Origin of the sequence: Lactobacillus sp. 23-2 (genome assembly GCF_044902225.1) — a bacterium.
Taxonomy (GTDB): Bacteria; Bacillota; Bacilli; order Lactobacillales; family Lactobacillaceae; genus Lactobacillus; species Lactobacillus absianus.
In genome coordinates this window covers 160,274-173,874 of record NZ_JAOQBX010000001.1, presented here as the reverse complement: position 1 = coordinate 173,874, position 13,601 = coordinate 160,274, and the positions used below count along the sequence as shown (strand labels likewise).

Here is a 13,601-nt window from a genome sequence, read left to right as displayed (position 1 = left end):
TAGGCAGCAATGCTTGTTGAATTGGACATTCAAAATTTCGCAATCATCAAAAATCTCAAGATCAAGTTCCAGCCCCAAATGACGGTTTTGATCGGGGAGACCGGGGCCGGCAAGTCCATCATGATGGATGCCATGTCCCTCCTGCTTGGCCACCGGGCTCAAAAAGAAATGGTCCGCTCCGGCCAAAGCAAGGCGACCGTGACTGGCCTGTTTACCCTGAAGCCTGAAGAACTGGCCGCGGTGGCGGAAATCGCCGATGAATACGGATTGCCAATGGATGGCGACGATCTGATCATCAGCCGGGAAATCTCCAGCAAGGGGCGCAACGTCATCCGGATCAATGGCCAGCTGACGACGATCACGGCCCTAGGCAAGATGGGCAAGTACTTGGTCGACATCCACGGGCAAAACGACCAGCAGATGCTGATGGACCAAAGACGGCAGATTGACCTGGTGGATGAGTATGCCGGCAAGGAGCTCAAAGAGGAGCTGGTCAAGTACCAGGCTGACTACCAGGTCTGGGTCAAGCTGACCGACCGCCTGGCGCACCTGCAAAAGGATGCCCAGGAGCTGGCGCAAAGGCAGGACATCCTCCAGTTTCAGGTCGATGAGCTGACCCAGGCCAATTTGGAAGATCCAAATGAAGACCAGGAACTGGAAGATGAATTCAACAAGCTGAACAACTACCAGAAGATCGCCCAGCAGGCCAGCTTCTTGATGCAGCTGTTTGATGACGATGAGCATGGTCTGTCAACCCTTCTGGGGGATGCCCAGGGGTCAGCGGACGAGCTGGCTGACCTGGACAAGGACTTCAAGAACGTTTCCCAGTCTATTACGGATGGCGTCTACTCCTTGAACGATGCCAGAAGTGAATTGGGCGACATCATGGACAGCATGGAATTTGACGAGGAGCGCTACCAGTTTGTCCAGGACCGCTTGGACACCTTGAACAATTTGAAGAAAAAGTACGGCCCCAGCCTGGAAGACGTTTTTGCCTTTTACAGCAAGGTTTCCAAAGAGCTCAGCCAGTTTGAGACCGGCGGCCTGGATGAAGAAGCACTTAAGAAGCAGATCGCCCAAGTGGCCGAAAAGCTTGATGATGAAGCGGCCAAGCTGCACCAGCTGCGCCTGCAGACCGGCCAGCGGCTGGAGCGCGACATCAAGCAGGAATTGGCTGACCTTTACATGGAAAAGGCCCGCTTCTCCGTGCACTTTGCCAAGTCCGCGACCTACAATGCCAAGGGGACGGATGAATTGGCCTTCTACATCGCGCCAAACCCGGGCGAGGAGCTGCTGCCCCTGGTCAAGATCGTGTCCGGCGGTGAGCAGTCCCGCCTGATCCTGGCCCTTAAGTCCATCTTCTCCAAGGTTGAGCCGGTCGGGACCATGGTCTTTGATGAAATCGACACCGGGGTCTCTGGCCGCGTGGCCGCTGCCATCGGGAAGAAGATGCATGCCATCGCCCAGGACAAGCAGGTCATTGCCATCACGCACGCTCCGCAGGTTGCAGCCAGCGCCGACCACCGCTTCGCCATCAGCAAGCAGGTGGCAGACGGGGAGACCTTCACCAAGGTCAGGGCCCTGGATGAGGCTGAGAGCGTGAAGATGATTGCCACGATGATGGCCGGCAACCGGGTTACGGAAGCGGCCGAAAAGAATGCCGCCGACTTGATCACCAGTCAGCGGGTTGAAAATTAAGAAGAAAATAAAGCAGTCGCGTGAAAAACAAATCGCTCTGAAACTAAGCAAAAGTTTCAGAACGATTTTTTATAAAAAAGAAAAGCAGAGCCCGGCAAATTAATCAAATAGTAAAGCCAAAGATCAATAATTGCTTGAATTAGCAGGAATCACTTTCCGAGTCTCTTGCAAGCGTTGACATTTCCTTAAATTCACTCTAAGATTATTTTAATCAAGAAAAGAGGAGCATAGCAAAATTGACTAGTTAAATGACTGCCTGCTTAGCGGGCACTAGGTGAAAGAGGGAACAAAAATGCGCTATTCAAAGTTAGCAGTTGGCGCCATTGGCGCTTTGTCAGCAATTCTGCTGGGGGGCTGCGGGAGCAAGTCCGCCAGCACGGCGAAGAAGGACAGCTTTTCCTGGTCAACGGGGGCGGAAATATCCACCATCGACATGTCCAAGGCCTCAGATACGGTCAGCTTTGACCAGCTGCGCAACACCATGGAAGGCTTGTACCGGACGGGGAAGAAGGGGAAGCTGATGCCGGCCTTGGCCACCAAGAGCACCGTGTCCAAAGATGGGAGGACCTACACCTTCTACCTGCGCAAGTCCAAGTGGAGTGACGGCAGTCCGGTCACGGCCAGGGACTTTGTTTACTCCTGGCGCCGAACCTGCGATCCCAAGACGGCATCTGAATATGCCTACCTGTTTGAAGGCATCAAGAACGCGGCGGCCGTGACGGCGGGCAAGAAGCCGGTCAGTTCCTTGGGCGTGAAGGCGGACGGGGACTACAAGCTGGTCGTCAGCCTGGACCGGCGGATTCCTTACTTCAAGCACCTGATGTCTTTTGCCCTCTTTTTCCCGCAATCGGAAAAGACGGTCAAGAAATACGGGGACAAGTACGGGACGGCCTCAAAGTACATGCTCTACAATGGGCCTTTCGTGCAAAAGGGCTGGACGGGGTCTAACTTGTCCTGGAAGATGGTCAAGAACAAGTACTACTGGGACAAGAAGAACGTGAAAGTCTCCAAGATCAGCTGGAGCGTGCAGAAGACGCCGTCAACGGCCTACAACCTTTACCAGTCCAACCGGCTTGACGCCTTGTCGCTTGACTCTTCCCAGACCAAGCAGCTGAAAAACAACGCGGCCTTTACCCTGATCAACAGCGGTGGGACGGCCTACCTGCAGTACAACCTGCAAAAGGACAAGAACCTGGCCAACGCCAACATCAGAAAGGCCATTTCCTTGGCCGTTGACCGGGCGGGCCTGTGCTCAACTTTAGGCGGCAACAACCAGCCGGCCAAGACCTTTACGACGGCTGACCTGCTCTATGTAAACGGCAAGGACTACGTCAGTGGGGTGGCCAAGTCCAGCACGGTCTACAACAAGTATGATAAAAAGCTGGCCAAGAAGTACTTCAAGCAAGGACTGGCGGAACTAGGGACCAGCAAGATCTCGGTCAGCATCCTGGCCGATGACACCGACTCCGGCAAGAAGACGGTTGAAGCCTTGCAAAGCCAGCTGGAGCAGACCTTGCCTGGCATCCACGTCGACACGGTGACGGTTCCGTTCAAGACGCGGATGGCCCGGCGGGAAGCCGGCAAGTTCGACATCATGGTTTCAACCTGGATCGCCGACTTTACTGACCCGATTTCCTTCCTGGACCTGCTGACCAGCGGCAACACCCGCAACTACGGGAAGTGGAAGAGCAGCCAGTACGATGCTTTAATTGCCGATTCCAAGACCACCGCATCCAGCAGCCAGCGGATCAGCGACCTGCAAAAGGCTGAAGGCATCCTGATGAAGGATGAAGGGATCACGCCTTTGTACTACATGAGCACGGCCTGGCTGATCAGAAAGGACATCCACGCGGTCTACAACGACAACTTGGGTGGCTGGCAGTTCAAGTATGCTTACGTGAAATAACAAAAAAGATTCTAACGAACAAAATAAAAAAGGCTTCCAGAAGTGAAAAAACTTCTAGAAGCTTTTTATGTATCTCAAATCACAGCACCAGAACTCCAGTTCTAGGGCAGCTCGACGGTCAGAATGTGGTTGACGTCGATCAGGTAGAAGATCTTGTTGTCGGCGTCGCGCAGGACGAAACGGCTGGATGAGATGCGCTTGGTAATCTGGCCCACCTGGACGTCCCCGTTGTCAAAAGTGATCAGGGCATATTCCCGGTGCAGGAAAGCCCGCTGGAGGTTGGCAATGTTCTCGTCCATGCTGTCTGGCAGAATGCGCAGACGGTCAAGGTCGTAGCCAAACAGGTAGTGAAAGGCATTCTTAAACGGCTTGACGGCTTGTTGAGCCAGTGATGCAAATTGAGTCATATTGGTAAAACCCCTTTTCGAAGATTGGTAAATTGTAAATAATCAGTTGAATTGCTGTTGATAGCTAGCTGCAGATTGGCCGAAGAGAAAGTTCGCGAACGTCCGTTCAATCTTTACAGTTAGTATTATACGAACGCACGTTTACAAAAGCAAGCAAAAAGCGAAAATTTGTTCGAAAAAATTCTGAAAATTGCTGCTGCCGGCCAGGGCGGGCTGAATTATAATATCTGCAAAAGCCATTAGTGGCCCAGATCAGGCCAGGGAATGACTTTTTTCAGTTAATTACTTGACCTGACCTGTGATATGGTCCAAGATAGAATTATTAGTCAAAAAAGGAGCTATCATGGCAGATAAAGGATTATTGTTGGTTTTGTCAGGACCGTCTGGTGTTGGCAAAGGCACTGTCAAAAGTGCAATCGTTGAACACAAGGTTTTCCCTTTTGAATATTCAGTCTCAATGACCACGCGCAAGCCACGCGAAGGCGAAGTTGACGGCAAAGACTACTACTTCGTCAGCAGAGAGCAGTTCCAGCAGGCGGTTCAAGACAACCAGCTTTTGGAATATAATGAATATGTCGGCAACCTGTATGGCACCCCTTTGGGTCCGGTCAAGAAGATGCTGGCCCAAGGCAAGGACGTCTTGCTGGAAATCGACGTCAACGGGGCCAGAAAGGTTCGCGAACAAATGCCAGATGGCGTCTTTATTTTCTTGACGCCGCCAGATTTGCACACTTTGCGTGATCGCTTGGAGCACCGGGGCACTGAATCAGAAGAAGTGATCCGGGGTCGGATTGCCCAGGCCCGCAAGGAAATTCTGGTGATGCAGGACTATGACTACGCGGTTGTCAACGACACGGTCGCCAATGCCGTGGCCCACATCAAAGCCATTGTTGACGCCGAACACGTCAGCGTGAAACGCGTGATCGATGACTATCGGAGAATGGTACAGGAGGACTAAAATGCGCATTACCTATCCATCAATTGACAAGCTGTTGGACCAGATTGACTCAAGATACTCACTGTCAGTCTTGGCCGCTAAGAGAGCCCATGAACTTGAAGCCGGCAAGCCTGGCGCTTTGGACAACTACCACAACCTGAAGCCAGTTGGCCAGGCTTTGGAAGAAATTGCTGCCGGCAAGGTGACGGTTGACCCAGATCACCACGGTGATCCTGAAGAATAATCCTTAAATTAGAGCGGACGTCCAGCCCGCTCTTTTTTTCTGTAGCGCGAAAGGTGAGAAAATGATCGCACAAGTCATCGTCGACGTGGCGGCCAAGCAGACCGACCGCGTCTTTGAATATCACGTGCCCGCCAGCCTTGAAGTCAGCATTGGCGACCGAGTGGTCGTGCCCTTTGGCCGGCGGAAGGTGCAGGGCTTCATTGTTGGCTTGACCGACCGGACGGACTATCCCGGCCAGCTCAAGGACCTGCTCTTGGTCTTGGACGAGCTGGCACCGCTGACTCCGGAACTGGTCCAGCTGTCCAGCGACCTGGCCCAGGATATTTTTGCCTACCGGATCAGCATCTTGAAGGCCATGCTGCCGGGCGTCATGCGGGCGGGCTACCGCAAGCTCCTGGTGCCGGCCAGCGAGCGGGCCAAGGAGCTCTTGATGTTTCAAGGCGACCCCTTGGACGTCAATGAGCTGAAGACGCCCAAAGACCTGGCCTTGGCCCGCCAGCTCTTGAAAAACGGGGATGCCAGGATTGAATACCTGGTTGAAAACAGGGCCAAGAAGAAGACGGTCGCCGTCTATAGCGCCAAATTGCCGCCAGCGGAGTACCAGTCCATCCTGGACGGCCTGCGGGCCAACGCGGCCAAGCAGCGGCTCTTGCTGACGGACCTGCTGGAAGACCGGGCTTCCTACCCGAAGAAGCAGACTGACCTGGAAAAACTGGGCTTGGCGGCCGGCAACCTGAATGCGGCCGTCAAGAAGGGGTGGCTGGAGAAGCAGCAGGCCGAAGTCTACCGCAAGCCGCAAGTGGCCAAGCCACTGAAAAACAAGCGCCCGCTTCCGTTAAACGATGAGCAGGAGCAGGCCTATCAAGCAATCAGTGCCGATATCGTGCGAAAAAAGAGCGAGACTTTCTTGCTGGAAGGCGTGACCGGCAGCGGGAAGACGGAGGTCTACCTCCACGCCATCAGCAAGGCCCTGGAAAATAGCCGCAACGCTTTGATGCTGGTACCGGAAATCTCCCTGACCCCCCAGATGGTCAAGCAGGTCCAAGCCCGTTTTGGCGATCAGGTGGCAGTGCTGCACTCCGGCCTTTCAGAAGGGGAGAAGTACGACGAATGGCGCCGGATTCGCCGGGGCGAGGCCCGGGTGGTCGTTGGCGCCCGCAGCGCCGTTTTTGCCCCGATAGCCAACTTGGGCTTGATCGTCATTGATGAAGAACATGAAGCTTCTTACAAGCAGGACAGCAATCCCCGCTACGATGCGCGCAAGGTGGCGATTTGGCGGGGCAAGTACCACCACTGCCCCGTGGTCTTGGGAAGTGCCACGCCGGCTTTGGGCACCCGCGCCCGGGCCCAAAAGGGGGTCTACCGGCTTTTGACCCTGAAGAAGCGGGCCAACCGCCAGCCCTTGCCCAAGGTCGACTTGGTTGACCTTAAGCACGTTCAGTTTGCCGGCAGTCAGTTTGACCTTTCGGTCAAGCTGACTTCGGCGATTGGCGAGCGTCTGGCCAAGAAAGAGCAGGTCATCCTGCTCTTGAACCGCCGCGGCTTTGCCAACTTCATGCTCTGCCGGGACTGCGGCTTTGTCTTAAAGTGTCCGAACTGCGACCTGTCCTTGACCATGCACAAGGATACGGGCATGATGCAGTGCCACTACTGCGGGCACGCCGAGCCAGTGCCGGAGCTGTGTCCGAATTGCCGCAGCCGCCAGATCCGTTTTTTGGGGACGGGCACCCAGAAGGTGCAGGAAGAATTGGCGGCCCTCTTCCCTCAGGCCCGCGTCTTGCGCATGGATGTGGATACCACCCGGCGCAAGGGCAGCTATGAAAAAATTCTGGATGCCTTTGGCAATGGAAAAGCGGATATCCTGTTGGGGACGCAGATGATCGCCAAGGGGCTGGACTTTCCCAACGTCACTTTGGTCGGGGTCATCAATGCCGATACCGGATTGTGGCTGCCTGACTACAATGCTTCAGAGAAGACCTTTGAGCTGCTGACCCAGGTTGCTGGCCGGGCTGGGCGGGCCGAGAAGGATGGGGAGGTCATGATCCAGACCTACAACCCGGATCACTATGCCATCAGCTTGGCGCAAAAGCAGGACTATGAGCTTTTTTACCGCAAGGAGATGCAGATGCGCCACGCGGGCAACTATCCGCCTTACTTCTACACGGTGCTGATCTCCATTGCTTCCAAAAATGAACAGAATGCCGCCAGGGAGTCCTTTAAGATCAAGCGCCGCCTGCAGGCGCGGCTTAAAGCGCCCACGATCATCCTTGGGCCGGCCCCGGCGGCAATTAGTCGGGTAAAAAATCAGTATTATTACCAAATACTGGTAAAATATAAAAGAGAGCCGCGCTTGAACGCGCTCCTGCATCAAATTCAAGACGACGCGCAGGAGATCAAAAAATATGGTTTAACGGTTGACATTGACAGTGAACCGGAAAGAATCATGTAAAAGGAGAAAATAATCAAAGTGAACTCAGTAATTTTCTTAGGGACGCCGCAATTCGGCGCCACGGTCTTGGAAGGCCTGGTCAAAGCAGGCTATGACGTCAAGGCCGTTGTCACCCAGCCGGACAAGAAGGTTGGCCGCAAGCAGAAGATCGTTTATTCCCCAGTCAAGGACCTGGCCTTAAAGCACGGGCTGCCGCTTTACCAGCCGCCCCGCTTGTCCCGCTCAGAGGAATTGGACGAGGTCTTGATGAACATTTGCCCGGACTTTATCGTGACGGCGGCTTTTGGCCAGTTTCTGCCAAGCCGCTTTCTGAAGACCGCCAAGATCGCGGCCGTCAACGTGCACGGGTCGCTTTTGCCTAAATACCGCGGCGGCGCTCCAATCCAGTACGCCCTCAGGAACGGGGACAAGGAGACCGGGGTGACCATCATGGAAATGGTCAAGGAAATGGATGCCGGCGACATGTATGCCCAAGCCACCCTGCCAATCAGCGAAGAGGATACGGCGGGCACGGTCTTTGAGAAATTGGCGTCGCTGGGCAGCCAGCTCTTGCTGGAGACTTTGCCGAAAATTGCCGACGGCAGCTGCCAAAAGCAGCCGCAAGACCCAGACCAGGTCGTCTTCTCCCCAACCATCAGCAAGGCTGAGGAAAGAATCCTGACCTCAATGACGGCTGAAGAAGCCAAGAACCTGGTCAGAGCCCTGAACCCGGATCCAGGCGCATACTTGCTGGTCAAAGGGCAGCGCTTGAAGGTCTGGCGGGCTGAAGTCGCCTCAGACAACTCCAGCCTGCCGGCCGGGTGTCTGTTGACCAACTCAGGCCGCTTTGCCATCAGCTTTGCCGACAACACGGTCTTGAACCTGCTGGAAGTGCAGCCGACTGGCAAGAAGGCCATGAAGATCAAGGACTTCTTGAACGGCCAGGGCAAGAAGTTCGTGCCAGGAGAAAGGATTGTCGATGAAGACAAAGACTAGTGCCCGTTCAGTGGCCCTGGCCACCTTGATCAAGGTCATCAAACAGGGCTCATATTCAAATATCAGCCTCAACCATGCCTTGAAGGAGGCCAAGCTGGCTAGAGAAGACCAGAATCTGGCCACCAAGCTGGTCTACGGGACCATCCAGTACCAGCTGTATTTGGAATACCAGTTAAAGGACCTGGTCAAGGGCAAGCTCAAGGAAAGCTATCTTAAGCCCCTGCTTTTGATGTCGGCCTACCAGATCTTCTTCCTGGACAAGGTGCCAACCCGGGCCGTCCTGGACGAAGCCAACAAGCTGGCCAAGGAATTTGGCCGCCGCAACTCCGGCGGCTACCGCTTGGTCAACGGGGTGCTGCGCTCCTTGCAAAGGCGGGGCGAGCTTTTGCCGGATCAAGGGGATGAGCCGCGCTATTCCAGCGTCAAGTATTCCATGCCTGAATGGCTGGTGACTTATTTCTTTGACAATTGGGGTCAGAACCGGGCCAAGAAGATCATGGCTAGCCTGAATGAGCCGGCCAAAAACGACGTGCGCGTTTCTGCCCTGGCCGCTGAAGGCAGCGTGGTCAAAGGCTTGCAGGAAGCTGGCTTTGACCCGCAGCCGTCCAGTCTGACCGCTGGCTCATACGCGCTCAGCCGCGGGGGGATCGTTCAAAGTGCTTTCTTTAAGGAAGGCCTGCTGACCGTGCAGGACGAGGCAGCCAGTCTGGTCGCGAAAGCCTTTGCCTTTAAGCCTGACGACCAGGTGCTGGATGCCTGCTCAGCCCCTGGCGGCAAGACCATCCAGATGGCCGAGCAAGTGCCGGCCGGGCAGGTGACGGCCCTGGACATTCACGAGAACAAGCTGGGCTTGGTTCGCCAAAATGCCGCCAGAATGCATGTCGCCGGCCAGGTTTCCACCAAGGCGGCTGATGCCAGAAAGGCCGGGGAGTATTTTTCCGCCGGGCAATTTGATAAGATATTGATAGATGCACCATGCTCGGGTTTGGGACTTTTGCGCCGCAAGCCAGAAATCAGGTATACTAAGAGCATGGCAGATCTGAAAAATTTAGCGAAGATTCAATTGGCAATTTTGGATCACGTGGCTCCATTGCTGAAGCAGGGCGGGGAGCTGGTTTATTCAACCTGCTCCATTTCAGTTGAAGAGAACGAGGACAATGTGCGCGACTTTTTGGAAACGCACCCGGACTTTGAGCTGAAGCCTTTTGCCACGGAGAAGGTCGCCAGTCAGAGCGGGATGCTGAAGATCCTGCCGGATACTTATCACAGCGACGGATTCTTTATTGCCAAGTTTACGACTAGAGGTTAGTACTTTTGATTAAGACGGCATTTGCATCAAGCATTGGTAGAGTTAGAAAGAGCAACCAGGACTTTGTCCAGATTTTTGAAAATCAAGCCGGCGTGACCATGGCCGTCGTCTGCGACGGGATGGGCGGCCATCAAGGCGGGGACGTGGCCTCAACCATGGCAGTCAGCCATTTGGGCCACAACTTCCTGACCACTGATCTCCATGACAAGAAAATGGCCAGAATGTGGCTGGACGTCCAGCTGCGGTCGGAAAACGAGACCATCCTGAAGGCCGCGGACCGCTTCCCGGACCTGAATGGGATGGGGACGACCATCGTCTTGGCCATCTTTTTTGACCAGGACGTCCTGATTGCCCACCTGGGCGACTCCCGTGCCTACTCTTACTCAGAAGGCAAGTTCATCCAGGTGACGGAGGACCACTCTTTGGTCAATGAATTGGTCAAGATGGGCCAAATCACCAAGGAGCAGGCCAAGAACCACCCGCAGAAGAACATCATTACCCAAGCCTTGGGCGTGTCCAGCACCATTGATCCAGAATACAATGAGCTTGACATGAAGGATGGCGACATTTTCTTGCTGTGCACCGATGGCCTGACCAATTCCTTGTCAGATCCGCTGATCCAGCAGATTCTGGCCACCAAGGGGCTGTCTTTGAAAGACCGCTGCAACAAGCTGATCAACGAAGCAAACCGCTTGGGCGGCGGAGACAACATTACCGTATGCCTTGTACAAAATGAGGAGGATGGTGCGAGTGATCAATAAGGGTTATCTGCTTGGAGATCGATACCGCATCGTTGATACTTTGGGTGAAGGCGGGATGGCCAACGTCTACTTGGCTGACGACATTATCCTGAAAAGACAGGTTGCCGTCAAAATCATCCGCCTGGACTTGCAGAAGGATTCGCAGGTGACGGCCCGCTTTGAAAGAGAAGCGTTGGCCACCAGCGAATTGAGCCACCCCAACATCGTGTCAGTGTTTGATGTGGGCTCCGACCACGGCTTGCCCTACATGGTGATGGAATACGTCAAAGGTCCGGATTTGAAGGAATACATCCAGGACAATACGCCAATTCCGTTGCCCAAGGTGATCAAGATCATGGACCAGATTCTCTCGGCCATGTCCTTGGCCCACAAGCACGGGGTCATCCACCGGGACCTCAAGCCGCAGAACATCTTGATGGATGAAAATGGCAACATCAAGATTGCCGACTTTGGGATCGCCGTAGCCCTCAACCAAACGACGATTACGCAGACTAATTCGGTCCTGGGCTCAGTCCACTATATGTCACCAGAACAGACCCGCGGGGGAATGGTGACCAAACAGTCAGATATTTATTCTTTAGGGATCATCTTGTATGAGCTGCTGACCGGGCAGGTGCCGTTCAATGGTGAAACGCCAGTGGTCATTGCCTTGAAACACGCGGAAGACGAGATCCCTTCTTTGCGCAAGCAAAACAAGGATATTCCCCAAGCCTTGGAAAACGTCGTCTTAAAGGCGACGGCCAAGGATCCGCGGGACCGCTATGCCTCAGTTGACGAGATGAAGGCCGATCTGGACACCAGTCTGGATCCAAGCCGCCTCAATGAGCCGCTCTTCCGGCCGAGCCACAATAATGACGACAAGACCAAGATCTTGCCTGCCTTCAACGGCAAGGTCATGCAAGCGGCCAAACAGGAAGCAGCGTCCAGAGAGCAGCAGGAGCCAAAGAAGCAGAAGCATTCGCTTTTGGCCAACATGAAGAAGTACAAGTGGTGGTGGATCGGGTCAATCTTCCCGGTCTTTGCCATCCTGCTCTTCATGGTTCTTTCGGTCGGCCACAACAACGTGCGCGTGCCTAACGTGACGAACATGAGTGAAGTGGCAGCCAAGGCTTCCCTGCAGGGGTCCGGGCTGGTAATCGGCTCAGTCGTTGAAAAGAATTCAAGTGAAGTCAAGAAGGGCAAGGTCATCTCGACCACGCCGCCAGCTGACAGTCCGGTCAGCCGGGGGCACAAGGTCAGTCTGGTCATCTCCAAGGGCCCGGTCTTGACCAAGGTGCCTGACGTTGAGGGGACTTACGTGAACGCGGCCAAACAGAAGCTGACCAAGCTCGGCTTCAAGGTCAAGGTCAAGGAAGCCCCGTCAAACGAATACTATGCCGGCCTGGTCATGTCGCAAAGCGTCAAGGCTGGCAGCAAGATTGACGCCAAGAAGCAGGCGATCACCTTGATCGTTTCGGCGGGTTTTGACCAGGAGGAGAGCCGGCCAACGGCCAGTTCCTCCAGCAAGGCCAGCTTCAAGCTGGCTGACCTGACGGGCAAGTCTTTGAAAGAGGCGCAGGACTACGCCAAGGCCAAGGGCTTGGCTTTGAAGGTCACGAAAGACTATTCAGATTCGGTGGCCAGCGGCAAGATCATTTCCACTGATCCAGATGCCGGCAGCAGCATGAAGGAAGGCGACAGCCTGGCGGTTACCATTTCAGAGGGCGAGAAGAACAAGACGGTCAAGAAGACCTTCTCCGTGGCTTACAAAGCTCCGGCAAGCAGCGCAAGCGACGACGATAATGATGATTCTTCATCGGCCTCCTCGTCTTCAAGGCGAGGCAACCACATCCGCATCTACATTCAAGACGACGATCACAGTCTGGGCAATATCTACCGTGACCAGTACATTACCAAGGACACGGACTTCACGATCACCTTCAACGTGACCAAGGGTGACGGGAAGATCAAGATCATGCGCGATGACGACACGGTCGTTGATGAAACCGTTGCGGCAGATGAAAGCGGGGATTAAATGACGGAACTAGCAGAAGGCACGGTCATTTCACTGATTGCCGGCTATTACGACGTAGAGACTTCAGCTGGCCTGGTCCGAACCAGAGCCCGGGGCGTCTTTCGCAAGACAAAAGAAAAGCCCCAGGTCGGCGACCGGGTCAAGATCAAGCTGGATGACCAGGGCTTGGCCTATCTGGTGGAGATTATGCCCAGAAAGAACCGGATTGGGCGGCCAGCCGTGGCCAATGTCGACCACGTGCTGCTGGTAATTTCAGCCGTGGAGCCAGACTTCTCGCTCCAGCTGCTGGATCGCTTCTTGACCTTTTTTGCCTGGCAGGGGGTTGATGTCGCAATCTATCTGTCAAAGAGCGACCTGGTCCAAGCAGACCGGCTGGCTGAAATCAAGGACCAGCTGGCCTACTACCAAAAGATCGGCTATCCGGTCTATTTGAGCCGGGACGTTCTGGCTGCAGAATTGCCTGGGGCAATTGGCCAGGAACGGATCTGGACTTTGGCTGGCCAGTCCGGGGCAGGGAAGAGCACCCTGCTCAACTTTATCAAGGCTGACGCCAACCAGGCGACGGGGGCGATTTCGACCAGCCTGAACCGGGGGCGGCACACGACCAGAAGAGTTGAGCTGTTTAAATTGGGAGCGGGCTTTTTGGCTGACACGCCAGGCTTTTCGGCCATTGACCTGACCCCGATCAAGCTGAACGAGCTTTGCGGGTATTTTGCCGAGTTCAAGCGGCTGGCCGGGGGCTGCAAGTTCCGCGGCTGCCAGCACTTGAAGGAGCCCAAATGTGCCGTCAAGGAAGCCCTGGAAGCCGGAGAAATCGCGCAGAGCCGCTATGATGACTATCTGGCCATGCGGACGGAAATTTCTGAAGGCCGGATTCCAGAATACTTGAAGTAGGAATAAC

11 protein-coding genes are annotated in these 13,601 nt (G+C 54.7%); 10 read left to right on the top strand and 1 reads right to left on the bottom strand.

Going from position 1 to position 13,601, the window contains the following annotated elements:
* Positions 1-9 precede the first annotated feature (9 nt).
* Positions 10-1,698 carry a DNA repair protein RecN gene (gene recN / locus OCH80_RS00740; RefSeq protein WP_404537123.1) on the top strand — a complete coding sequence of 563 codons (1,689 nt, stop codon included), beginning with the start codon at positions 10-12 and terminating at the stop codon, positions 1,696-1,698.
* Between the two features lie 292 nt (positions 1,699-1,990).
* Positions 1,991-3,604 (top strand): peptide ABC transporter substrate-binding protein, encoded by a 1,614-nt coding sequence (locus OCH80_RS00735; protein WP_404537121.1) that lies wholly within the window; start codon positions 1,991-1,993, stop codon positions 3,602-3,604.
* 101 nt (positions 3,605-3,705) lie between these two features.
* On the opposite strand, the gene OCH80_RS00730 is transcribed toward OCH80_RS00735, so the two are convergent.
* Positions 3,706-4,011, bottom strand: a complete 306-nt coding sequence (locus tag OCH80_RS00730; RefSeq protein ID WP_404537119.1) for a hypothetical protein — start codon at positions 4,009-4,011, stop codon at positions 3,706-3,708.
* A 343-nt stretch (positions 4,012-4,354) separates the two neighbouring features.
* On the opposite strand from OCH80_RS00730, the gene gmk reads away from it, so the two are divergent.
* The 8 genes from gmk (at position 4,355) to rsgA (ending at position 13,594) form a co-directional block, all read left to right on the top strand.
* Entirely contained in the window at positions 4,355-4,969 is a 615-nt protein-coding gene (gmk, locus tag OCH80_RS00725) for a guanylate kinase (RefSeq protein ID WP_154547262.1), read from the top strand.
* A gap of 1 nt (position 4,970) precedes the next feature.
* Positions 4,971-5,192: a DNA-directed RNA polymerase subunit omega gene (gene rpoZ, locus OCH80_RS00720; RefSeq protein ID WP_154547260.1), complete on the top strand. Its 222-nt coding sequence runs from the start codon at positions 4,971-4,973 to the stop codon at positions 5,190-5,192.
* Between the two features lie 61 nt (positions 5,193-5,253).
* Positions 5,254-7,641 carry a primosomal protein N' gene (priA, locus tag OCH80_RS00715; protein ID WP_404537116.1) on the top strand — a complete coding sequence of 796 codons (2,388 nt, stop codon included), beginning with the start codon at positions 5,254-5,256 and terminating at the stop codon, positions 7,639-7,641.
* A gap of 18 nt (positions 7,642-7,659) precedes the next feature.
* Positions 7,660-8,616 carry a methionyl-tRNA formyltransferase gene (gene fmt, locus OCH80_RS00710; RefSeq protein WP_404537114.1) on the top strand — a complete coding sequence of 319 codons (957 nt, stop codon included), beginning with the start codon at positions 7,660-7,662 and terminating at the stop codon, positions 8,614-8,616.
* Entirely contained in the window at positions 8,600-9,925 is a 1,326-nt protein-coding gene (rsmB, locus tag OCH80_RS00705; RefSeq protein WP_404537112.1) for a 16S rRNA (cytosine(967)-C(5))-methyltransferase RsmB, read from the top strand. The genes fmt and rsmB overlap by 17 nt, the downstream gene beginning before the upstream one ends.
* 5 nt (positions 9,926-9,930) lie before the next feature.
* Positions 9,931-10,686, top strand: a complete 756-nt coding sequence (locus tag OCH80_RS00700) for a Stp1/IreP family PP2C-type Ser/Thr phosphatase (protein WP_206988379.1) — start codon at positions 9,931-9,933, stop codon at positions 10,684-10,686.
* The gene (gene pknB / locus OCH80_RS00695; RefSeq protein WP_404537110.1) at positions 10,676-12,700 is read left to right on the top strand and encodes a Stk1 family PASTA domain-containing Ser/Thr kinase; all 2,025 of its coding nucleotides are present in this window, start codon (positions 10,676-10,678) and stop codon (positions 12,698-12,700) included. The genes OCH80_RS00700 and pknB overlap by 11 nt, the downstream gene beginning before the upstream one ends.
* On the top strand, positions 12,701-13,594 hold the full coding sequence (gene rsgA, locus OCH80_RS00690; protein WP_302188393.1) for a ribosome small subunit-dependent GTPase A: 894 nt from the start codon (positions 12,701-12,703) through the stop codon (positions 13,592-13,594).
* The last annotated feature ends 7 nt before the right edge of the window (positions 13,595-13,601 follow it).

Excerpts from the sequence above, each read along its gene's own strand:
- rsmB (WP_404537112.1), top strand. The coding sequence starts at position 8,600 with ATGAAGACAAAGACTAGTGCCCGTTCAGTGGCCCTGGCCACCTTGATC.
- rsgA (WP_302188393.1), top strand. The coding sequence starts at position 12,701 with ATGACGGAACTAGCAGAAGGCACGGTCATTTCACTGATTGCCGGCTAT.
- OCH80_RS00730 (WP_404537119.1), bottom strand. The coding sequence starts at position 4,011 with ATGACTCAATTTGCATCACTGGCTCAACAAGCCGTCAAGCCGTTTAAG.
- rpoZ (WP_154547260.1), top strand. The coding sequence starts at position 4,971 with ATGCGCATTACCTATCCATCAATTGACAAGCTGTTGGACCAGATTGAC.
- recN (WP_404537123.1), top strand. The coding sequence starts at position 10 with ATGCTTGTTGAATTGGACATTCAAAATTTCGCAATCATCAAAAATCTC.
- priA (WP_404537116.1), top strand. The coding sequence starts at position 5,254 with ATGATCGCACAAGTCATCGTCGACGTGGCGGCCAAGCAGACCGACCGC.
- gmk (WP_154547262.1), top strand. The coding sequence starts at position 4,355 with ATGGCAGATAAAGGATTATTGTTGGTTTTGTCAGGACCGTCTGGTGTT.
- OCH80_RS00735 (WP_404537121.1), top strand. The coding sequence starts at position 1,991 with ATGCGCTATTCAAAGTTAGCAGTTGGCGCCATTGGCGCTTTGTCAGCA.